Below are 20,766 nucleotides of genomic sequence, written 5' to 3'. Positions count from 1 at the left end.
GATGCGATCGCTGTCCGCCTTGCCCGAAGCCGGGCGCTATTTGACGCGCTCGCTCGCGCAATCGCTGCGGTTGATGGTGGGTCTGCCTGACTACGACGCCTACCTCGGCCATATGGCGCGCACGCATCCCGAAGCGGCGCCGATGAGCTACGAGGCGTTCTTCCGCGAGCGCCTCGAGGCGCGTTACGGCGGCGGCAAAGGGCGTTGCTGTTGAACGCTCAGATGTCTTCGAGCAGCGGATAGGGCAGGGGCTCGACGCTGAGCGCGGGCCCATCGGCGCCGCCGGCGCGCAGGCCGCCCCCGCCGAGTGCCGCGATCTGCATGGACACCAGCGCGGCCCATCCGCCGCCGGGCGCCGGCGCCGCCTGTGCCACCGTGCCAACCGGCTGCTCGGGATCGTTGGCCGCAAAGACATCCTGGCCTGCGGCCAGCGGAGCGGTCGCCTGCACGAGGTAGGTCCGGCGCTTGAGGGTGCCCCGGAACTGGCTGCGCGCCACCACCTCCTGGCCGGGGTAGCAGCCCTTCTTGAAATTCACGCCGCCCACCGATTCGTAGTTGAGCATCTGCGGGACGAAGGCCTCGACGATCGGCTCGCTCACGGTCACGATGCCGCTGCGGACCTCGCTCCACTGCCACAGCGCGGGGTCTAGCGCCGAGCCCTCGGGCTCGGCGCTGCCCACCGGCGCGATGCGAAGTGCGCGCGGCACGCGGTCCGACGGATAAAGCGAGACCACGTTGACATCGCCGATCTGGCAGCAGCGCCCGGGCGGCGCGTCCGCACTGACACCGTTGGCCATCAGCGCCGTCCCGGCCAGGCCGTGGAGCATGAACTCTTCCGTGGCATCGCCGAGCTTGAGCTTGGCGCGCAGCACGTACATCGACAGGCGCTTGAGCGTGGCTGCAAGGATGTCGCGGCCGATGACCAGCAGCACGCGGTCGGGCTGCGGCCGGATGCCGATGAAGCTCGCGATCATCCGGCCCTTGGCCGTGCACAGCGCAGCCAGGCGCGCTTCGGTCGGGCCGAGGAGGGCGAAGTCCTGCGTCAGCTGGCCATTGAGGAAATCCGCGGCTTCGGGGCCCTCGGCGCGAATCACGCCGAGGTGCGAAAGGGCTGTTACGCCATTCAGAACGACTGAGGTCATCGCTGAATTATCATGGGCTGCTCCGTTCCGTTCGGCCCGCAGGGCTACCGCGTTTTCCCTTCCGTCCGCCGATTCATTCGCATCCGTGCGCCGCCTTCTTCTCACGCTCTTCCTGCTCGCCGCCTTCGTCGTCCTCGGCGCCGGCGCGGCAGGGCTCTGGTGGGTGCAGCATCCGCTGAAGCTGCCGGCGCCCACTGTGGACCTCTCGGTCGAGCCGGGCACCACGCCGCGGGGCGTCGCGCAAGCAGTGGCCGACGCGGGCGTGCGCGTGCCGTGGCAACTGCTGTACGGCTGGTTCCGCTTCTCCGGCCAGGACCGGCAGATCCGCGCCGGCAGCTACGAACTGGAGCAGGGCGTCACGCCGCGCCTGCTGCTCAACATGCTGGTGCGCGGCGAAGAGGCCACGCGCAGCATCGTGCTGGTCGAAGGCTGGAACTTCCGCCAGGTGCGCGCCGCGCTGGCCAAGGCCGAGCAGCTCAAGCCCGTGACCCTGGGCCAGAGCGAAGAGGAGCTGATGGCCCGGCTCGGCAAGCCCGGCCTGCATCCCGAGGGCCGCTTTTTTCCAGACACCTACACCTATTCGAAGGGGTCCACCGACCTCGCCCTGCTGCAGCGGGCGATGCGGGCCATGGACAAGAAGCTTGAAGCCGCCTGGGCCGCGCGCGCGTCCGATCTGCCGCTGAAGACGCCCGATGAGGCGCTGATACTGGCCAGCATCGTCGAGAAGGAGACAGGCGTAGCCAAGGACCGGGCCGAGATCGCGGCCGTGTTCGTCAACCGGCTGCGCGTCGGCATGCCGCTGCAGACGGACCCGACCGTGATCTACGGGCTGGGCACGCGCTTCGATGGCAACCTGCGCAAGAAAGACCTGCAGACCGATACGCCCTGGAACACCTACCTGCGGCCCGGGCTGCCGCCCACGCCGATCGCCATGCCAGGCAAGGCCGCGCTGGTGGCAGCGGTGCAGCCGGCTCAAAGCAAGTCGCTGTACTTCGTGTCCCGCGGCGATGGTTCCAGCCATTTCAGCGGTTCGCTCGACGAACACAACCGGGCGGTGAACCGCTACCAGCGCGGCACCGAGCCGTCACCACGGAGCGGACGATGACGCGACCTGGCCTGTTCCTCACGCTCGAAGGCATCGACGGCGCCGGGAAGTCCAGCCACATCGACGCGCTGGAGACATTGTTCAAGGCCCACGGGCGGCAGGTCACACGCACCCGCGAGCCCGGCGGCACGCCGCTCGCCGAGACGCTGCGCACCATGATCCTCACGCAGGCCATGGACCCGCTCACCGAGTCGCTGCTGGCGTTCGCGGCACGGCGCGACCACATCGTGCAGGTCATCGAGCCCGCATTGGCGCGCGGCGAGGTGGTTCTGTGCGACCGCTTCACCGACGCCACCTTCGCCTACCAGGGCGCGGGGCGCGGCTTCGACACGGCGGTGCTCTCGACCCTGGAACAGTGGGTGCAGGCGCGTGATGGCACGCTGCTGCAGCCGGCGGTCACGCTGTGGTTCGACTTGCCGCCCGAGGCCGCCGCCGAGCGCCTGGCCGGTACGCGGCTGCCCGACAAGTTCGAATCGCAGCCGATCGAGTTCTTCCGCCGCGTCGCAGCCGGCTACGCCGAGCGCGCTGCGGGCGCGGCGCGCTTCGTGCGCATTGACGCGAACCGCCCGCGCGAGCAGGTGTGGCAGCAGATCGAAGCGGCCTTGGCCCAGCGCGGCCTGACCGGCAGCGGGCCATGAGCGAAACGACCCTCTCGCCCTGGCTGCACAAGCCGCTGGCCGAGCTGCTGCGGCAGCGTGGCCACGCCTGGCTGCTGCACGGCCCGTCGGGCCTGGGCCAGTACCACCTCGGGCTGGCACTGGCGGCCGCGTGGCTCTGCGAGCAGCGGGACGAAGCGAGCCAGCAGGGCGCCTGCGGCCGGTGCGCGAGCTGCCATGCCATCACCGTGCGAACCCATGCAGATCTCTGCGTGCTGATGCCCGAAGTCGCGATGCAGGAACTGGGTTGGCCGCTCGACGAGAAAAGCCAGGCCGACATCGACGACAAGAAGCGCAAGCCGAGCCGCGAGATCCGCGTCGAGGCCATGCGCGATGCGGTCGGCTTCGCCCAGCGCACGAGCGCCCGCGGCCGCGGCAAGGTCGTGCTGGTCTATCCGGCCGAGCGCATGAACACCATCACCGCCAACGCCTTGCTCAAGACGCTGGAGGAGCCGGTCGGTGACGTGCGCTTCGTGCTGGCGAGCGAGGCCGCCTGGCAGTTGCTGCCCACCATCCGCAGCCGCTGCCTCGGCTTCACCTTGCCCTGGCCCGGCGACGACGAGGCGCGCGACTGGCTGGTGGGGCAGGGCGTTCCGCCGACGGACGCGGCCGCCCTGCTGCGCGCCGCGGGCGGCCGGCCCAGCGATGCGCTGCGGCTCGCTGCCTCGGGCCAGTCGCCCAAGGCCTGGAGCCTGCTGCCCAAGGCCATGCTGCGCGGCGAGGTCGGCGCACTGGCCGACCGTGCGCCGGCCCAGGCCATCGGTGCGCTGCAGAAGCTCTGCCACGACCTCATGACCGTGGACAGCGGCGCCGCGCCGCGCTTTTTCGAAGCCGCCGACCTGCCGGCCGTGCCGCCGAGAGCCGCGCTGGCCCGGTGGGCCCGGTCGCTCGCCAATGCGGCAAAAACCGCAGAACATCCTTTCAATCCTGGCCTGATGCTCGAAGCGCTTGTGAGCGAAGCACGAAGCACCCTAAACTCCGCCAGCCGCCGCCCATGAACACAACAGCCTCTCCACCCCCCGCCGCACCCGCCCGCCCCAGCGTCATCCAGCTGGCGATCAAGGAAAAGGGCGCGCTCTATGCGGCCTACATCCCGCTGTTCGCCGAAGGCGGCATCTTCATTCCGACCTCCCGCGAGTACCGCCTGGGCGACGACGTCTACGTGCTGCTCACCCTCCCGGAGGATCCACAGCGCTACCCGGTCGCCGGCAAGGTGGCCTGGATCACGCCGGCGCGTGCGGCCGGAAATCGGGCGCCAGGCGTCGGCATCCGTTTCCCCTCGGACGAAAAGTCGCGCCAGCTCAAGGCGCGCATCGAAGAGGCGCTCGGCGGCACCGTGGCCTCCGACCGTCCTACCCAGACCATTTGAGCTTTGTCTGCATGATGCAGACCGCAGGCGCTGCGGTCGCGCCGCCGTTTTCCGAAGTTTTGCGATGTTCACCGACTCCCATTGCCACCTGACCTTCCCCGAGTTCACTGGCCAGATGCCGCAGATCCGCGAAGCCATGGCTGCTGCGCAGGTCGACCGGGCGCTGTGCATCTGCACGACGCTGGAAGAATTCCCCGAAGTGCAGGCTTTGGCGGCTGGTTTCGACAACTTCTGGGCGAGCGTAGGCGTCCATCCGGACAACGAGGACATCGCCGAGCCTTCGGTTGACGATTTGGTGGCACGTTCCGCGCTCCCCAAGGTGGTTGCCATCGGCGAAACCGGCCTCGACTACTACCAGATGGAAGCGCGCAAGGGCGGTCGCAGCATCGCCGATCTGGAATGGCAGCGCGATCGTTTCCGCGTGCACATCCGCGCCGCCCAGCAGGTGCGCAAGCCCCTGATCATCCACACCCGCGATGCTTCGGCCGACACATTGGCGATCCTGAAGGAGGAGGGCGAGGATGGCTCGCGCGGAGCCGCCGGAGGCGTGTTCCACTGCTTCACCGAGACGGCCGAGGTCGCGCGCGCCGCGCTGGACCTGGGGTTCTACATCTCTTTTTCGGGGATCCTGACCTTCAAGAAGGCGCAGGACCTGCGCGACGTGGCGGCCTTCGTGCCGCTGGACCGCATGCTGATCGAAACCGACAGCCCCTACCTTGCGCCGGTGCCCTACCGCGGGAAGACCAACAATCCGTCGTACGTGCCTTTCGTGGCGCGGCAGATCGCGGAACTGCGGAAGGTGCCGGTGGAGACCATCGGTCAGGTCACCAGCGACAACTTCGACACCCTGTTTTCAGGCGCCAAGAGATGAAGAGTTACTTTAAGAATGCGCTATATCTTGCTGTAATTACAGCATCTTTCGCGCTCCATGCGGGATCGTTCGATGACTTCTTTCGTGCCGCCCGCAGCGACAACGCCGACGGCGTCGCAGATTTGCTGAACCGCGGTTTCGACCCCAATACGCGCGATGAGCAAGGCCAGACGGGCCTGCTGATCGCCATGCGCGAGCCGTCACCCAAGGTCATCCAGGTGCTGTTGAACTCACCCAGGACCAATGTGGAGCTGCGCAACACGAAGGATGAAAGTCCGCTGATGCTGGCTGCGCTCAAGGGCCAGCAGGAGCTGGTGACCCGGCTCATCGCACGCGACGCCGACGTCAACAAGCCAGGCTGGACTCCACTGCATTACGCGGCTACCGGCGGGCATGTCGCGATCATCAAGCAACTGCTGGAGCATTACGCCTTCATCGATGCGCAGTCGCCCAACGGAACCACGCCGTTGATGATGGCCGCCATGTACGGCTCCAGCGCCGCGGTCCAGTTGCTGCTCGACGAGGGTGCCGATACGGCAATGAAGAACCAGTTGGGCATGTCGGCGCTGGATTTCGCCCAGCGTGCCAAGCGGCCGGACGCGGTGCGGCTGCTGAGCGCCGCGGCGCCGGCGAGCAAGCGGCCGAGCGATGGGAAATGGTGAGCCAGGGTGATCGCGGGGCTGAGCGCTTGCCCATCAGCTTGCGCGTCAACTAGAAAAATACAATGTGCATTATGTTAAATCATCTGCACAGCGACAGCCAGCAGCCTGCGGCGGTGTCGGTCAACCAAGCGCTCAGCGCGTGAGTCCAGGCGGCGGCGTCAACGGCACGAAGGTCGTGATCGCGCCGCGCCGGATGAGCAGGGCCACTGTCTCACCCTGCCCGATCGATTCGAGCGCCTTGTCCAGGTCCGCGATGCCCGCGACGGTCGCGTCGTTGACGGCAAGAACCACATCGCCGAGGCGCAGTCCCGCTCTCTGGGCAGACCCCGAGGTGGACCTCACATAAAGGCCCGGCTCGAGGAGAACCCCCGTCTGCCTGGCCGAGCGCTCGACCAGGTCGAGTCCCAGTCTCTGTTCGCGTCCGCTTGACGGCGTTGTGCGCCGCGGGAGGTCCGGGGCGCTTTCTGCCACGGTGAGTTTCACCGTCATCGGCGCCTTGCGACGCCAGACGCTCATCGTCAACGCACTGCCGGGACGAGCAGCGGCCACCCGCTCCTGGATATCTGCGTAAGCGGTTGCCTTGTCTTGGTCGACGCCGAGGACGACGTCACCGCTGCGAAGGCCTGCGCTCGCGGCCGGTCCGCCCGCATCGACGCGCACGATCAGCGCGCCCATCGCTGTATCGAGCCCGAATGCCGTCGCAAGATCCGAGGTCAGCGCCTGTGTCCGGGCCCCGATTTGGCCGCGCGTCACACGTCCCGTCGAGCGGAGCTCGACCGCGATGCGCATGGCGGAGTCGATGGGCAGCGTGAATGACACTCCGAGGTAGCCGCCGCTCGCCGAATAGGCCATCGAGTTCATCCCGACAACCTCGCCGCGGCCATTGAACAGGGGTCCGCCCGAACTGCCAGGATTGAGCGCGACGTCGGTCTGTATCAGGGCCACGCCGCTTCCACCCGGCAGAAAACGCGGGTTGGCGCTGACCATGCCGGCAGTGACGCTTTGCTCGAATCCGAATGGGGCTCCCAGCGCCGCCACCCATTCGCCGGCGCAAAGGTGCGCGCTGCTGCCGATCGCAGCGACCGGGAGGCTGGTGGCAGCAACCTTCAGAACGGCCAGGTCGCTGCGGCGGTCGAGCCCGACGACGCCGGCCGGCAAGCGACGGCGGCCGTCGACGAGAACCGATATCTCCTCGGCATCGATCACAGCGTGCGCGCTGGTCAGGATGTATCCGTCGGCGCTGACGACAAAACCCGAAGCCGATGAGCGCTCCGATCCGAGACGGGACCGCGCGCCTGTCCCGAGCTCGTCGCTCCCGCCCCAATCCGTGCCCTGCCCTATTGCCAGGACGCTGACGACAGCCGGCGCCTGGCGCGCCACAGCGGCCACGAAGTCGGCGCCATGCGTGGAGCGCTCGGCCGACTCGATGCACAACCGGTCGCCCGACCACGAACAGGTGGTGCCCAGGCATGCAAGTGCGCGCAGTGTCGTCGCCACGACCTGTCTCGCGAACAGCTTGCTCGGCATTTCAGCGCACCAGCAGGACCGGCACCGTGCAACGCGCCAGAACCTTCGTGGCGACCGAGCCGAGCACGAGACCCTTCAATGCGCCGACGCCGTGCGATCCCATCACCAGCAGATCGAATCTGCCTTCCTCCGAGAATGAAGCGATCTCTTCGGCCGCGTGGCCGACCTTGTGCACGAAGCTCGCGTCGATGTTCACTCCACCGAGAAACGCTCGGATTGGCTCCAGAACGACGCGGGCGTCGTCTTCGTAGTAGCCGTGGACCACCCGGGGCCCGGCGAACGCCGCCGCGCGGTGCGGCACCGGGAGGACCGCATGGAAAACGGTGTACGTGTGAGCCGTACCGAGAAAGTCCTTGTGCGTTGCCAGGTAAGACAGCATGCGCCTCGTGTAGTCGCTGCCATCTACCGCGAGAAGAATCTTCATGGTCATGCCGTGGAGAGTTCGGGATGGCCTGATGTTCGTCGGGGGCTCAGCGTCTTCTCTTGCGCCAGATCAAGGCGCGGCCGTTCACGCTCCAGATCTGCGTTGAAGCCTTCCTCTGCAAAGCTGTGCTTCGGTTCACGAGCCGTACACGCGGCGCGCCTCGCGGGTGCAGGCGGGTGCAGAAGCCCCAGAGGCTATCGATCGCGTACCCGCCTTTGATCTTGCGCAAGCCAGCCATGGCGAGATAGACCGAAACTTCCAGTTTGCAATCAGAATCGGCTGACGCCCATGCCCATCAACTACGTCAGGCGTCTTACAGGTCGGAAGCGGACCCCGGGTGCCAATCGCCACCTCGGATTTGCGCTCGCGTTCGTGGCCGGAGCCGTCAACGCCGGTGGGCTCCTGGCCGTCCAGCAATACACGTCTCACATGACCGGCATCGTCTCCTCGATGGCCGACCACCTGGTGTTGGGCGTCTATGACGTGGTGCTCGGCGGGGCCGGTGGCCTTGTGTCGTTCTTGGCGGGCGCGGCGAGCTCGGCGGTACTCGTCAACTATGCGCGCCGGCGCCGGATGCACAGCGAGTACGCCCTGCCGCTGTTGGTCGAGGCCTCTCTGTTGATCTTCTTCGGAGTGGTAGGTGCCCGACTGTCCGGCATGCAAGGCTTCTTTGTGCCAGGCACCGTCATGCTGCTCTGTTTCATCATGGGACTGCAGAACGCGGTGATCACCAAGCTGTCGCATGCCGAAATTCGAACCACCCACTTGACCGGGATCCTGACCGACATCGGCATCGAGCTTGGAAAGCTGCTCTATCGGAATGCCGCCGGCCCACCTTCGCGCTTGCGCGTGATGGCCAACCGCGAACGTCTTCGCGTCCTCGCGCTTCTCGTCGTCTTTTTCTTTTGCGGCGGGTTGCTCGGGGCTGTCGGCTTCAAGCATGTCGGCTACGTTTCCACCGTTCCCCTCGCCCTGCTCTTGCTGCTTTTTGCGATTGTTCCGGCATTCGACGACCTGGCAAACCTGGCACGGCGGTGGAGCCGGACATCCAGACTGTCGCAAAGAAAGGAGTGACGGCGTCCCTGTGCCCAGAAGTGCAGCGCTTCGGCATGAGCCCTGTTGGCCGTCAGAGCTCCTGCGCCACAGGCCCGAGTCCGATCGGCGCAGGCACCGCATTGACGATGCGCCTGAACAGTTGTTCGTACTCCGTATCGGGCTCGCATCCGGCCAGGGCGTCCCGATTCGCGCTGAAGGACTGGTCGAGGTCTGCCCAGTCCTCGTCCGTCAGCACCCGCTCGGCCAGCGGCAGGATCTCCCGCTCCTCCAGTGCCATGTGGCCAAGGTAGAAGTCGACGTAGTGATCGACCGCCTGCTCGAAGACCTGGCGTCGCGACTCGCCCATCATCTCGAAGGCGAGCAGCGCGTGTTCCACGTTCCGGATCCGCCGCTCCCCGCGCGCGTGGTCGTCGTCCAGCCGATCGAGGAGCTCGCGCGACAGCGGCGTGCGGGCGCGCAGCTTCGGAAACAGCAGCTCCGACTCCTTGCGGTGGTGCCGCTTCTCGGGAAACTCATCCACGTAGAACAGCATCGCCCGCAATGCGCCGAAATCGGGCATCGTGCCTTGGCGCCGATGCTGCGCCAGCAGCAGCACGATGGAACGCAGCATGGCCGCAAGCGCCGCGTGTTCGTCCCGAATGATTCTGGTGGTGGTGTGCGTCATGCGATTCCCCCGTTGAAGTGGCGCGCGAATGTCAGCGCACCAGCAGCACAGGCACGGTGCACCGTGCCAGCACGTTCGTTGCGACCGAGCCGAGCACAAGGCTCTTCAGCGCGCCGGCTCCATGCGAGCCCATGATCAGCAGGTCGAACTTGCCCGCCTGCGCATACTCGGCAATCTCGTTGGCGGGATGCCCCACCTTGTGCACATAGGCCGCATCGATGTCCTGCTGCGACAACGAGGCCCGGATGGGCTCCAGCACGGCGCGTGCTTCGTCGTCGTAATAGCCCCGGACCATGTCGTGTCCCGCGAACGCCGCCGCCCGATGCGGCACCGGCAGAACCGCATGAAACACCGTATAGGCCTGGCCCGCGCCGAGCCACTCCTTGTGTGTTGCCAGGAAAGAGAGCATGCGCCTCGTGTAGTCGCTGCCATCCACCGCAAGAAGAATTTTCATGATGTGTCCGTATGGAAATGGGTTGGATGGCCCGATGTTCGCCGTGCCCTCATCGATCTCCCTTGCGCCAGATCAAGGTGCGTTGAATCGGAGTCCGGACACTGGTCGCCTCCGGTCCCACCACTGAAGGAGCTCCTCATGTACCAACGGATTCTTGTGCCCATCGACGGCAGTTCGACTTCGAAGCGCGGGCTCGAGGAGGCGCTTCGCCTTGCGAAGCTGACCCAAGGCCGGTTGCGGCTGTTCCACGTGATCGACGAGCTGTCGTTCGCCCTGTCGATGGATGCCTACGCCGCGTATGCCGGCGACTGGCTGAAGGTGCTTCGCGAGAACGGCAGGAGCACCCTCGCCGAAGCGGCGGCCACCGCCCAGGCGGCGGGCATCGAGGCAGAGACCGTGCTGTGCGACAGCTTCTCCGGCTCGGTTCACGAACAGGTGAACGCCGAAGCCGCCAAGTGGCCCGCGGACCTGATCGTCCTCGGCACGCACGGCCGCCGCGGGGTCGGCCGGGTGGTCATGGGCAGCAGCGCCGAGCACATCCTGCGGTACGCGTCGGTGCCGGTGCTGCTCGTGCGCGCCCCGGAAGCCGAATCGAAGGCCGAACCGGCGCCGGCATCGGTGCGCGTCAGCCTGCCAACCGGCGCGCTAGCGTTCGAATGAGGGACTGGTGGGCGTTGCTGCGCTGAAGCCCAGCCGATCAGTACGCGCGTGCGAGCCAGCGCGCGCACAGCGCGGCCACATCCAAGGTCCCCTCCGTGACGACTTCGAGGGCCACGGCGCCCTCCTCCCGGTCCAGCGGCTCGTGGGCGGCCAGCTGCCGCTCCAGCACCGCCAGGGTGGCCTCGGACGCATCGCGCCCCTCCGCCGCCCGCGCCGCCACCCGCCGACGCAGCTGCGCCTCGGCGGCGCGGCAGTCCAGGATCGAGAAGGGCACGCGCAGTTCGGTCGCCAGTGCCCGGAAGGCCAGCCGTTCCTCGCGCCGCAGGAAGGCGGCATCGACGATCACGGGATAGCCGGCCTGCAGGGCGGTGCGCGCGCACTCTGCCAGCCGGGCAAAGGTGCGCCGCGTGGCATCCGGCGTGTAAATCTCGGCATGCTCTGCCGATCGCTGCAGCGCACTCAGCCCGAAGAGACGCTTGCGCTCCACGTCCGACCGGATGCGGATCGCGCCGGCAGCTGCCACCAGTGCCGCAGCGATGGTCGACTTGCCCGAGCCGGACAGACCGTGGGTGATCAGCAGACGGGGCGCGCCCTCCGGAACCTGCGCCAGCCGTGAGGCACAGGCCAGATAGTCCGGTTCGTCGGGCGGGAGGCCGGCACCGGCCTGCACGCGCAGGCAGCCGACCAGGGCGCGCACCAGTGCCCGATGCACCTCGTAGAAGCGGAGCACCGGCAGGCCGGCATAGTCGCCGGTGTACTGCAGGTACGCGTCGAGAAAGCGGAACGCGAGATCCCGACGGCCATGGGCTTTCAAGTCCATCGTGAGAAAAGCGACGTCGCTGATCACGTCGATCCAGCGCAAGGCCGGATCGAACTCGATGCAGTCGAAGGCGGTCAGGCGGCCATCGAACCGCACCACGTTGGCGAGGTGAAGATCGCCATGGCATTCGCGCACCGCGCCACGGCGCTGCCGCTCGAGCCAGGCGGTGCGCAGCACCCGCCTCTGCTTGAAGACCCACGCCTGCAGGCCCCTCGGATACCGGGCATCGCCGACGGCACGCAGGCGCGCCAGCACATCGACCACCGGGCGCGCCACCTCCTCCGGTCCGCCGTACGCCGACGCCGGCGAGACGACCTGCGCACCCTCATGAAAGATGGCGAGCTCCCGCGCGAACTGCTCCAGCAGACCCTCTTCCAGCTGCCCGGCCGGGAGCAGGCGGCGCAGCAGCGCATCTTCGGGAAACCGCCGCATGCAGACGGCGAAATCGATGGGGTGGTCGTCGTCGCCGATGTGCGGCGCCTCGATCGTGCCGCACACCGCCACGACGCCGACATACAGCGACGGCGCGAGACGGCGGTTGAGCCGCACCTCCTCCTCGCAGAAGTGCTTGCGCGACGCCAGCGTGCCGAAGTCGACGAAGCCCAGCGAGACCGGCTTCTTCAGCTTGTAGGCATATTCCGCCGTCAGCAGCACCCAGGAAATGTGCGTCTCGACGAGCGAGACGGCCTGGCCCGTGTCCGATTCCAGGCGTTCGCGCAAGGCCGTGACCAGCCTGCGATGCACGGCGACGGCAGCCGGATCTGGCGATTTCATCCCGGCAGTGTGCACGGACTTGTGCATTGCGTGGCCCTACTCGCGCCGCGGGCGCAACGGTCCGCCGGCCGAGGCATGTCTCAATGCATCGCCGCAGCTTCCATCGGCGCCGCGATGTGCTGGATGAAGCTCGTCAGCGCCTCCACCTTCGGAATGTGGATGTCGCGCCGCCCCTTCTCCATGAAGCGGATCACGTCGCCGCGCGCCAGTCGCGAAAACGCACGGCTCACGGACTCCAGCGTCATCCCCAGGTAGTTGCCGATCTCGGCACGTGTCATGTGGAGCGTGATCTGATCGGTGCGCAACCCGCGCTGCGCGAGCGCGTCGGCCCAGTAGCGCAGGAAGCCCGCAACGCGCGCGTCCGCGGGCAAGGTGCAAAGCGAGAGAAGCGATTCGTGATCGCGCGTGAGCTCGCGGCTCATGGCCTCGTGCAGCGCGGTCAGCAACGCCGGGGTGCGAAGGGCAGCCTGGAGCAAGGCGTCGTAGCGGATCGCCCAGACCTCGCCGGTGTCCATGGCGATCGCGTCGCAGCCGTAGCGCCCTGCGGCGATGCCGTCCAGGCCCAGCCAGTCGCCCTTGAAGTGGAGCCCGACCACCTGCTCGCGCCCTTCGCCGGAGAGGTTGACCATCTTGAAGAAGCCGGAGTTGATCACGTAGAGGCAGGCGAACGGCTGCCCCACCTGGTAGACCGAGTCGCCCGTTCGCACGATGCGCCTGTGGATGGCGACGTTGCTCTCCAGCAGCTCCAGGGCATTCGCGATGCGCTGGGCGCCGGAGGGGGTGGACTTTGGGGGCGAGATGGCTTGGGTCATTGCATGTTCCTCGGATCGATGACCGAAGCTTAGAAAGGCACTGCAACCGGAGCGCCAATGCGACGGCCGCCTCGGTAACAGTGGGTGAACGCCGTGTGTCAGATCGGTATCAGCGCCTGCCAAGACGACAAACATTGACGGGCATCAAGCCCGGCGCGGCGGCAAGCCCTACCTTTGCCTTTGTGAAGTCCGCCCTCTTTGATCCTCATGTCCAGGCGCCGCTGCGCGAGCCGTTGCTCGCCAAGAGCATTTTCGAGACCTTCGTTGCGGTCGATCGCCTGCGTGCGGGCGCCCGTGCGGGCGCCCTCGGCCACCCGCTGCGCGGCAAGAACCTGGCGCTGCTGCTGGGGCCGGATTCGGGCGCGGAGGTCCCTGTGCTCCGGCGCGCAGCGCAGGACCTGGGCGCCCGCGTGGCAGAGCTTCGATTCACCGCTCCCGCGGACCCCGGAGCGCCCGCGCGCGACGACGTCCGCGTGCTGGCGCGCATGCTGGGCCGCATGTACGACGCCGTCGACTGCGGGCACCTGCCGCCCGCAGCGGCGCGCCAGGTCGAGCAGGACGCGGCCGTGCCGGTCTACCGTGGCCTGGCGCTGGACGATCATCCCGCCCGTGTCGTGGCGGACCTGATGACGCTGCGCGAGCAGCGCTCGCCGCCCGGGGCGTCGATCCTGTTCCTCGGCGACCCCTCCACCGTGCGGGGCCGCCGCTTCGTCGCAGCCGCCCGGGAGGCGGAGTTCGACGTGCGGATCGCCGGCCGCGGACAGTCCACGCGCGACGACGCGACCTTCCTCGTGGATGCCACGCACTCCCCGCACTGGTCGCTGCTGGCATCTGCCTGCCCTGTCGACGAGGCCCGGCGTGCGGAAAATCACCGCAGCGTGATCCAGGCCGTGCTGCTGGATACGATCGTCAAGGGCTGAGCCCTCAGCCGCACCAGAGCTCGATCTGGTGCCTCAGGTCGATGCTCAGCGCCTGCAGGGACATCAGCGCCAGCAGCGTGCCGGCGAGACGGGTTCCCCATGTGCCGCGCAGCAGCCCGGCGCCCCGGCCCAGGTGCTGCCACAGCCATGGCGCCGCCATCAGCGATACGCCGCTGCCCGCGGCGAAGAGCGCCATCACCCATGCGCCTTGCAAGGGGCCATTGGCCAGGCTTGCGAGCATCAGTGCCGAGTAGAGCAGTCCGCAGGGCATGGAGACCCACAAGGCGCCGATGGCGAGCAGGCCGGGCGCCGAGCCCGATGCCGGCCGCAGACGCATCGCGAGCGAGCGCCCGATGCGGCTCGCCCACAGCGGCTGGCGACCCAGCGCGGCCAACAGCAACCCCCAGGCCAGGACGAACACATGCAGCAGCACCCAGAGCGGGCGCAGCGCCGCCACCTGCTCGCTCGCCAGGGCCAGGCCCTGCGCCGCGACCGCGGCAAGCGCGCCGGCCGCCGCATAGCCGGCGATTCGACCCGCATGGAACAGCCATGGCGCGGACGCCCCTCGCACGCCTGCACGCGGCAGCGTCGCGACGCCCCCGCCTTCAGGCGCGCGGACGATCCGGATCACGCCGGCGCAGGCCGCACCGCACATGGCCACGCAATGCGGACCTCCAGCCAATCCCATCAGGAGTGCGGTGCCTGCAAGTGCCGTCTGCATGTTCAGGCCGGCCCGCGCCGCGGCAGCGCCGGCGACGAGGCGGTACAAGGATCGAGGGCAAGAGATGAATTCATCGCGACGGCCAGGGCGGGCAATGGATCACTATGCCGGCAGGCCGGCCTGCGGCCCTTGATGTGCATCAACCCGGCACCACCCGCCGCAGCCCAGAATCGGCGAAAACTTCATCGCCCTTCATGAAAGCCCAGAACATCAAGGTCTCCTGCTCGAGCTGCACCCTGCGCGAGCTCTGCATGCCGGCCGGGCTGGAGCCGGATGAGCTGAAGCGCATCGACGAGCTCGTTTCCACGCGACGCAAGGTGAGGCGTCGCGAGACCTTGTTTCGCAACGGCGAACGCTTCACTTCGCTCTACGCGATTCGCTCCGGCTTCTTCAAGACCCGCGTGGCCAGCGAGGACGGGCGCGACCAGGTCACCGGCTTCCAGATGGCGGGCGAGATCATCGGACTCGACGGCATCGTCAACGAACAGCACACCTGCGACGCCGTCGCGATCGAGGACGCCGAGGTCTGCGTGCTGCCCTTTCACCGCCTCGAGGCGCTGTCGCGCGATGTCAAGGCGCTGCAGCGCCACGTGCACCAGATCATGAGCCGTGAAATCGTGCGCGAGCACGGCGTGATGCTGCTCCTGGGCAGCATGCGGGCCGAGGAGCGGCTTGCGGCCTTCCTGCTGAACCTGGTGCAGCGGCTGCACGCGCGCGGCTTCTCGCAGTCGGAGTTCATCCTTCGCATGACCCGCGAGGAGATCGGCAGCTACCTGGGCCTCACGCTCGAAACGGTGAGCCGCACGCTTTCGAAGTTCATGACCGACGGCATCGTCGAGATCGACCAGCGCAAGGTGCGCATCGTCGATCCGGAAGCGCTGCGGCGCATCGTCAACCCTCCTGGCTGTTGATCTCCTTCGCCCCTCTCGTCAGCAGCAGCGTCAGTGCACTTGCGCCGGCCGCCAGCATCCAGAAGACGAAGAAGCCGCCTGTGTAAACCGCCTGGCGAGACAGGCCGATGGCTTCGCCGCGCCAGTGAAGATCGATCGGGTCGACCAGCGCGAAGACCAGCAGCTCGGTGGCGCAGGCCAGCAGGAAGGCGGGCCAGAGAATCGACATCCAGTTCTGCATCTTCATGATGTTCAGCGCCGGGGCGCGGGCACGTCGGAGTCCGGCGTCGCCGCGTGATTGCGTCCGGCCAGCGCCGGCAGCAGCTTCTTGTCGGCAGGGGCCCTGTCGATCTCGATGCCGCGGCGGGAATAGTCCGGCTCGATCACCGGATCGGGTGTTCGCACGGCGAGCCAGAGTGTGAGGAAGCTCGCGGCGACGACGATGGCTGGCCCCGCCATCACCATCCAGAGCAGCGGAAAGCGCCACCAGGCTGCGGCTGCCTCGGGAGTTGGCGAAATCGTCGTGTGGTCGTTCATCGAGCTCTCCTGGAGATTCGGATTCTGGTCGTGCGGAACATTCAACGGGGCACCAGGAAGACGGCCTTCTCCGACACCTGCGCGCTGCCGTCCATCGAGCGCACGTCGAAGTGCACCGGGTGGGAGCCGGCCGCCGCGCTGCCATACGGCAGCTGCAGCCGCACCGCGACCCAGCGCGACTGCGCGGGTCCCACTTCGACCGGATCGGCCGGCGACACGCCCAGCCCCTCCAGGCCGTGCGCCTCGACCCGATAGCGCTGCGGCCGCTCGGTCGCGTTCATGATTTGCAGCCGGTAGACGTTCTCGAGCTGCCCGCCCTCCACGATGCGTGCGAGCGAGGCGCGGTCGCGCACCACGTCGACCTTCAGCGGCGTGCGCACGACCAGGCTCGCGAGCAGCCCGACGGTCAATGCCATCAGCACCGAGGCGTAGATCAGCACCCGTGGGCGCAGGACCCGGCGCAGCACCTGGGCGCGCGTCCACCGGCCGGCCATCCCGTTCTGCGTCGCATACCGGATCAGGCCACGCGGGCTCGCCATCTTGTCCATGACGGTGTCGCAGGCGTCCACGCACAGGCCGCAGCCGATGCACTCGTACTGCAACCCCTGGCGGATGTCGATGCCGGTCGGGCAGACCTGCACGCACAGCGTGCAGTCGATGCAGTCGCCGACGCCGAGGGATCGCGCGTCGCTGCCCTTCGCCCGCAAACCGCGGGGCTCGCCGCGCGCGGCGTCGTAGCTCACGATCAGCGTGTCGCGATCGAACATGGCGCTCTGGAAGCGCGCATAGGGGCACATGTACATGCAGACCTGCTCGCGCATGAAGCCGGCATTCCCGTAGGTCGCAAAGCCGTAGAAGAAGACCCAGAAGACCTCCCACGAGCCCATGCGGGTCTGCAGGAACTCGAGGCCCAGTTCGCGGATCGGCGTGAAATAGCCGACGAAGGTGAAGCCGGTCCACAGCGCGATGCCGAGCCAGATGATGTGCTTGAACCACTTCTTGACCAGCTTCTCCAGCGAGAACTCGCCCTCGTCCAGCCGCATGCGCGCAACGCGATTGCCCTCGATCTTGTGCTCGACCCACATGAAGATCTCGGTGTAGACCGTCTGGGGACACGCATAGCCGCACCAGAGCCGCCCCGCCACCGCGGTAAAGAGGAACAGCGAGAGTGCCGAGATCACCAGCAGCCCGGTGAGGTAGATCAGGTCCTGTGGGTACAGCACCAGGCCGAGGATGTAGAAGCGCCGGGCCCCGAGGTCGAACAGCACGGCCTGGCGCTGGCCCCACTCGAGCCACGGCAGGCCGTAGAAGACGAGCTGCGTCAGGAACACCACCGCCCAGCGCCATCGCGCGAAGATGCCGCGAACCGTGCGAGGGTAGATCTTCTGGTGTGCGGCAAAAAGCCCGCCGCCCTCCTGCGTCGCGGCGATCGGGATCACCTTGCGCGCGGGCCGGACGGGTACTGGAGCGGTTTCCTGCATGGCGCGCCTACGGAGCCACCACGGCCTTGTTCGACAGGCCCCAGACGTAGGAGGCCAGCACATGGATCTGCGCCTCGGTCAGCCGGCCCTGCTGCGCCGGCATCTGGTTGGTCCTGCCGGTGTTGATGATCGAGATGATCGCCTCCTGCCCGTAGCCGTGCAGCCAGACCCGGTCGGACAGGTTGGGCGCGCCCAGCGCCGGATTGCCGGTTCCCCCGACCCCGTGGCAGGCCGCGCAGGCGCTGAACTTGGGCTTGCCCAGGCCGGCACGCACCGAGTCGTGCGGGCTGCCCGACAGGCTCAGCACGTAGTTGGCAACGTTCTTGACGTCCTCGGGCGTGCCCACCACGGCCGCCATCGGCGGCATGACGCCGGTTCGCCCGTGGGTGATCGATTCCTTGATCTTCTCGGGCGTGCCCCCGTGCAGCCAGTCGCCGTCGGTCAGGTTCGGAAACCCTTTGCTGCCGCGCGCATCCGAGCCGTGGCACTGTGCGCAGTTGTTGAGGAAGAGGCGCTCGCCGATCGCCATTGCCGCCGGCGCGCCGGACACGCGCTCGGCGGGCATCGCCATATAGGCGGCATAGACCGGCTCGAGCTCGCGGGCGGCGCGGGCCTGGTCCTTCGTGTACTCGCTCTCGGTGCTCCACGCGAGCTCGCCCTTGTAGCTCCCGAGCCCCGGGTAGGCCACCAGGTAGGCCAGGCCGAAGACGATGGTGATGACGAAAAGGCCCACCCACCAGCGCGGCATGGGATTGTTGGCCTCGCGCAGGTCCTCGTCCCACACATGCCCCGTGGTGCTGCCCTCCCCCTTCGTGGTCGGGGCGCGGGCCACCAGCCACAGGAGCACTCCGCACAGCACGATGCTGACCAGCGTGCCGACGGCCACGTAGTTCGACCAGAAGTCGTTGAAAAAGTCGCTCATGGAGGTCTCTCAGTCCTGTTCGAGGAGGAGCCGGCCCGCTTCTTCGAAGGCCTTCGCGCGACGGCGCGAAAAAGTCCACACGAGAATGCCGACGAAGGCGGCGAAGGAGGCCAGCGTGGCCACGATCCGCAAGGTGGTGATGTCCATCTGCATGCTCCCTACTTGAGCGCGAGGCCCAGCGACTGGAGATAGGCGACCAGCGCGTCCATCTCGCTCCTGCCCTTGACCTCGGCCGGCGCCGCGGCGATCTGAGCGTCGGTGAAAGGCACGCCGACGCGTCGCAGTGCGCGCATATGCGTCTCGGCCTCGGCGCCATCGAGCGGCGCCTTCTCGAGCCAGGCGTAGGCCGGCATGTTCGATTCGGGCACCAGGTCGCGCGGATTGGTCAGGTGGATGCGATGCCACTCGTCGCTGTACTTGCCGCCCACGCGCTGGAGGTCGGGGCCGGTGCGCTTGCTGCCCCACTGGAACGGGTGGTCGTACACGAACTCGCCCGCCACCGAGTAGTGGCCATAGCGCAGCGTTTCCGCGCGGAACGGCCGGATCATCTGCGAGTGACAGTTGTAGCAGCCCTCGCGCACGTAGATGTCGCGGCCCAGCACCTGCAGCGGCGTCGGCGGCTGCATGCCCGCCACCGCCTGCGTGGTCGATTTCTGGAAGAACAGCGGCACGATCTCGACCAGGCCGCCGATGGCGACGACCAGCAGGATCAGCACGACCATCAGGAAGTTGTTGGTCTCGATCTTCTCGTGCGAGAAGCCGGACTGGGAATTGCTCGAGCTCATGGGTTTCCTCAGGCGTGTGCAGCGATGGCGGGCAACGGAATGGCGGAGCGTGCCGAGCGGCCGGAGAGCACGGTCATCCAGACGTTCCATGCCATGACCAGCATGCCGCCCAGGTAGAGCACGCCGCCGAGCATGCGCACCACGTAGTACGGGTACGTGGCCTTGACGCCCTCGACGAAGGTGTAGGTGAGCGTGCCGTCGGCATTGACGGAGCGCCACATCAGGCCCTGCATCACGCCGGCGATCCACATGGCCGCGATGTAGAGCACGATGCCGACGGTGGACATCCAGAAGTGCAGCTCGATGGCCTTGACGCTGTGCATCTCGGTGCGGCTGTACATGCGCGGGATCAGGTAGTAGAGCGAACCCATCGAGATCAGCCCGACCCAGCCGAGCGCGCCGGCATGCACGTGGCCCACGGTCCAGTCGGTGTAGTGCGAGAGCGCGTTGACCGTCTTGACCGACATCATCGGTCCCTCGAAAGTCGCCATGCCGTAGAACGAGAGCGCCACGATCAGGAAGCGAAGGATCGGGTCGGTGCGCAGCTTGTGCCAGGCGCCCGACAGCGTCATCACGCCGTTGATCATCCCGCCCCAGCTCGGGGCCAGCAGGATCAGCGAGAACACCATGCCGATCGACTGCGTCCAGTCCGGCAGCGCGGTGTAGTGCAGGTGGTGCGGGCCGGCCCACATGTAGGTGAAGATCAGCGCCCAGAAGTGCACGATCGAGAGCCGGTACGAATACACCGGCCGGCCGGCCTGCTTGGGGATGTAGTAGTACATCATCCCCAGGAAGCCCGCCGTGAGGAAGAAGCCGACGGCGTTGTGGCCGTACCACCACTGCACCATCGCGTCCTGCACGCCGGCATAGGCCGAGTAGCTCTTCATCCAGCCGGCCGGTATCGCCGCGCTGTTCACGATATGCAGCAGCGCCACCGCGAGGATGAAGGCGCCGTAGAACCAGTTGGCCACGTAGATGTGGCGGACCTTGCGCGTGCCGATGGTGCCGAAGAACACGACGGCATAGGCCACCCACACCAGCGCGATCAGGATGTCGATCGGCCATTCGAGCTCGGCGTACTCCTTGCCGCTGGTGTAGCCCATGGGCAGGCTGATGGCGGCGGCGACGATCACCGCCTGCCACCCCCAGAAGACGAAGGACGCCAGCCCCGGCGCGAACAGGCGGACCTGGCACGTGCGCTGCACCACGTGGAAACTCGTCGCCATCAGCGCGCAGCCGCCGAAGGCGAAGATCACCGCGTTGGTGTGCAGTGGCCGCAGGCGGCCGTAGCTGAGCCAGGGAATGCCGAAGTTGAGCTCCGGCCATGCCAGCTGCGACGCGATGATCACGCCGACCAGCATGCCGACGACGCCCCAGACCACCGACATGAGGGCAAACTGCCGCACGACGGTGTCGCTGTAGACGGCTGTGGAGGGATTCGATGGTTGCATCTTGGTGGCCTTGTCGTGGAGCAGCCAGTGTCCCGGCGCCGCAGGGCGGCCGGCTTGATGCAG

26 protein-coding genes are annotated in these 20,766 nt (G+C 67.5%); 11 read left to right on the top strand and 15 right to left on the bottom strand.

The features are described from left to right. Position 1 precedes the first annotated feature (1 nt). Positions 2–214: a YbdD/YjiX family protein gene (locus G3W89_RS14375; RefSeq protein ID WP_162574725.1), complete on the top strand. Its 213-nt coding sequence runs from the start codon at positions 2–4 to the stop codon at positions 212–214. Between the two features lie 4 nt (positions 215–218). On the opposite strand, the gene ygfZ is transcribed toward G3W89_RS14375, so the two are convergent. Then, on the bottom strand, positions 219–1,142 hold the full coding sequence (ygfZ, locus tag G3W89_RS14370; protein WP_162574724.1) for a CAF17-like 4Fe-4S cluster assembly/insertion protein YgfZ: 924 nt from the start codon (positions 1,140–1,142) through the stop codon (positions 219–221). 85 nt (positions 1,143–1,227) lie between these two features. Between ygfZ and mltG the strand changes: the two genes are divergently transcribed. From mltG to G3W89_RS14340, 6 genes are all read left to right on the top strand, one after another. Continuing rightward, positions 1,228–2,247, top strand: coding sequence for an endolytic transglycosylase MltG (gene mltG, locus G3W89_RS14365; RefSeq protein ID WP_162574722.1), 1,020 nt, complete (start codon positions 1,228–1,230; stop codon positions 2,245–2,247). Beyond that, positions 2,244–2,885, top strand: coding sequence for a dTMP kinase (gene tmk / locus G3W89_RS14360; RefSeq protein WP_162574721.1), 642 nt, complete (start codon positions 2,244–2,246; stop codon positions 2,883–2,885). Before mltG ends, tmk begins: the two co-directional genes overlap by 4 nt. Continuing rightward, positions 2,882–3,901 (top strand): DNA polymerase III subunit delta', encoded by a 1,020-nt coding sequence (locus G3W89_RS14355; RefSeq protein ID WP_162574719.1) that lies wholly within the window; start codon positions 2,882–2,884, stop codon positions 3,899–3,901. The genes tmk and G3W89_RS14355 overlap by 4 nt, the downstream gene beginning before the upstream one ends. Beyond that, positions 3,898–4,272: a PilZ domain-containing protein gene (locus G3W89_RS14350; protein ID WP_162574717.1), complete on the top strand. Its 375-nt coding sequence runs from the start codon at positions 3,898–3,900 to the stop codon at positions 4,270–4,272. Before G3W89_RS14355 ends, G3W89_RS14350 begins: the two co-directional genes overlap by 4 nt. A 64-nt stretch (positions 4,273–4,336) precedes the next feature. Beyond that, the gene (locus G3W89_RS14345; protein ID WP_162574716.1) at positions 4,337–5,143 is read left to right on the top strand and encodes a TatD family hydrolase; all 807 of its coding nucleotides are present in this window, start codon (positions 4,337–4,339) and stop codon (positions 5,141–5,143) included. Further along, positions 5,140–5,805, top strand: coding sequence for an ankyrin repeat domain-containing protein (locus G3W89_RS14340; protein ID WP_162574714.1), 666 nt, complete (start codon positions 5,140–5,142; stop codon positions 5,803–5,805). Before G3W89_RS14345 ends, G3W89_RS14340 begins: the two co-directional genes overlap by 4 nt. Before the next feature lie 132 nt (positions 5,806–5,937). Here the strand turns inward: G3W89_RS14340 and G3W89_RS14335 are convergent, their stop codons facing one another. Further along, a complete protein-coding gene (locus G3W89_RS14335; protein WP_162574712.1) occupies positions 5,938–7,332 on the bottom strand; it encodes a trypsin-like peptidase domain-containing protein in 1,395 nt (464 codons plus the stop codon). A gap of 1 nt (position 7,333) precedes the next feature. Further along, positions 7,334–7,756, bottom strand: coding sequence for a universal stress protein (locus G3W89_RS14330; protein ID WP_162577483.1), 423 nt, complete (start codon positions 7,754–7,756; stop codon positions 7,334–7,336). A gap of 288 nt (positions 7,757–8,044) precedes the next feature. Between G3W89_RS14330 and G3W89_RS14325 the strand changes: the two genes are divergently transcribed. After that, entirely contained in the window at positions 8,045–8,830 is a 786-nt protein-coding gene (locus G3W89_RS14325; RefSeq protein WP_162574710.1) for a YoaK family protein, read from the top strand. 52 nt (positions 8,831–8,882) lie between these two features. Here G3W89_RS14325 and G3W89_RS14320 read toward each other — a convergent pair whose 3' ends face one another. Continuing rightward, entirely contained in the window at positions 8,883–9,476 is a 594-nt protein-coding gene (locus G3W89_RS14320; RefSeq protein ID WP_162574709.1) for a hemerythrin domain-containing protein, read from the bottom strand. Between the two features lie 31 nt (positions 9,477–9,507). Next, on the bottom strand, positions 9,508–9,930 hold the full coding sequence (locus G3W89_RS14315; RefSeq protein WP_162574707.1) for a universal stress protein: 423 nt from the start codon (positions 9,928–9,930) through the stop codon (positions 9,508–9,510). A 138-nt stretch (positions 9,931–10,068) separates the two neighbouring features. Between G3W89_RS14315 and G3W89_RS14310 the strand changes: the two genes are divergently transcribed. Then, positions 10,069–10,590 (top strand): universal stress protein, encoded by a 522-nt coding sequence (locus G3W89_RS14310; RefSeq protein ID WP_162574706.1) that lies wholly within the window; start codon positions 10,069–10,071, stop codon positions 10,588–10,590. 37 nt (positions 10,591–10,627) lie between these two features. Here the strand turns inward: G3W89_RS14310 and G3W89_RS14305 are convergent, their stop codons facing one another. Together G3W89_RS14305 and G3W89_RS14300 are read right to left on the bottom strand one after the other, a co-directional pair. After that, positions 10,628–12,184, bottom strand: coding sequence for a bifunctional aminoglycoside phosphotransferase/ATP-binding protein (locus G3W89_RS14305; protein WP_232076544.1), 1,557 nt, complete (start codon positions 12,182–12,184; stop codon positions 10,628–10,630). An 80-nt stretch (positions 12,185–12,264) separates the two neighbouring features. After that, complete coding sequence (locus tag G3W89_RS14300; RefSeq protein ID WP_162574705.1) at positions 12,265–12,996, bottom strand: Crp/Fnr family transcriptional regulator; 732 nt, start codon at positions 12,994–12,996, stop codon at positions 12,265–12,267. 134 nt (positions 12,997–13,130) lie between these two features. Between G3W89_RS14300 and G3W89_RS14295 the strand changes: the two genes are divergently transcribed. Beyond that, positions 13,131–13,916, top strand: a complete 786-nt coding sequence (locus G3W89_RS14295) for a hypothetical protein (RefSeq protein ID WP_162574703.1) — start codon at positions 13,131–13,133, stop codon at positions 13,914–13,916. A 4-nt stretch (positions 13,917–13,920) separates the two neighbouring features. Here the strand turns inward: G3W89_RS14295 and G3W89_RS14290 are convergent, their stop codons facing one another. Further along, positions 13,921–14,685, bottom strand: a complete 765-nt coding sequence (locus G3W89_RS14290) for a sulfite exporter TauE/SafE family protein (protein ID WP_332107443.1) — start codon at positions 14,683–14,685, stop codon at positions 13,921–13,923. 146 nt (positions 14,686–14,831) lie between these two features. On the opposite strand from G3W89_RS14290, the gene fnr reads away from it, so the two are divergent. After that, complete coding sequence (fnr, locus tag G3W89_RS14285) at positions 14,832–15,548, top strand: fumarate/nitrate reduction transcriptional regulator Fnr (protein WP_162574702.1); 717 nt, start codon at positions 14,832–14,834, stop codon at positions 15,546–15,548. Here the strand turns inward: fnr and G3W89_RS14280 are convergent. The 7 genes from G3W89_RS14280 to ccoN are packed head-to-tail and all read right to left on the bottom strand — an operon-like array spanning position 15,529 to position 20,703. Continuing rightward, on the bottom strand, positions 15,529–15,774 hold the full coding sequence (locus tag G3W89_RS14280) for a hypothetical protein (RefSeq protein ID WP_162574701.1): 246 nt from the start codon (positions 15,772–15,774) through the stop codon (positions 15,529–15,531). The genes fnr and G3W89_RS14280 overlap by 20 nt on opposite strands. Positions 15,775–15,779: 5 nt before the next feature. After that, entirely contained in the window at positions 15,780–16,064 is a 285-nt protein-coding gene (locus tag G3W89_RS14275) for a FixH family protein (protein ID WP_162574699.1), read from the bottom strand. Between the two features lie 41 nt (positions 16,065–16,105). Further along, positions 16,106–17,545, bottom strand: coding sequence for a cytochrome c oxidase accessory protein CcoG (ccoG, locus tag G3W89_RS14270; protein ID WP_162574698.1), 1,440 nt, complete (start codon positions 17,543–17,545; stop codon positions 16,106–16,108). Positions 17,546–17,552: 7 nt separating this feature from the next. Further along, positions 17,553–18,467 (bottom strand): cytochrome-c oxidase, cbb3-type subunit III, encoded by a 915-nt coding sequence (gene ccoP / locus G3W89_RS14265; RefSeq protein WP_162574697.1) that lies wholly within the window; start codon positions 18,465–18,467, stop codon positions 17,553–17,555. A 9-nt stretch (positions 18,468–18,476) separates the two neighbouring features. Next, positions 18,477–18,614 carry a cbb3-type cytochrome oxidase subunit 3 gene (locus G3W89_RS14260; RefSeq protein ID WP_162574696.1) on the bottom strand — a complete coding sequence of 46 codons (138 nt, stop codon included), beginning with the start codon at positions 18,612–18,614 and terminating at the stop codon, positions 18,477–18,479. Between the two features lie 11 nt (positions 18,615–18,625). Continuing rightward, a complete protein-coding gene (gene ccoO, locus G3W89_RS14255) occupies positions 18,626–19,252 on the bottom strand; it encodes a cytochrome-c oxidase, cbb3-type subunit II (protein WP_162574695.1) in 627 nt (208 codons plus the stop codon). Between the two features lie 8 nt (positions 19,253–19,260). Continuing rightward, complete coding sequence (ccoN, locus tag G3W89_RS14250) at positions 19,261–20,703, bottom strand: cytochrome-c oxidase, cbb3-type subunit I (RefSeq protein ID WP_162574694.1); 1,443 nt, start codon at positions 20,701–20,703, stop codon at positions 19,261–19,263. Between the last annotated feature and the right edge of the window lie 63 nt (positions 20,704–20,766).

The sequence above is a fragment of the Variovorax sp. PBL-H6 genome (assembly GCF_901827155.1).
Classification (GTDB): domain Bacteria; phylum Pseudomonadota; class Gammaproteobacteria; order Burkholderiales; family Burkholderiaceae_C; genus Variovorax.
Note: the sequence above shows the minus strand (reverse complement) of the source record. Positions and strands in the feature narration are given on the sequence as shown.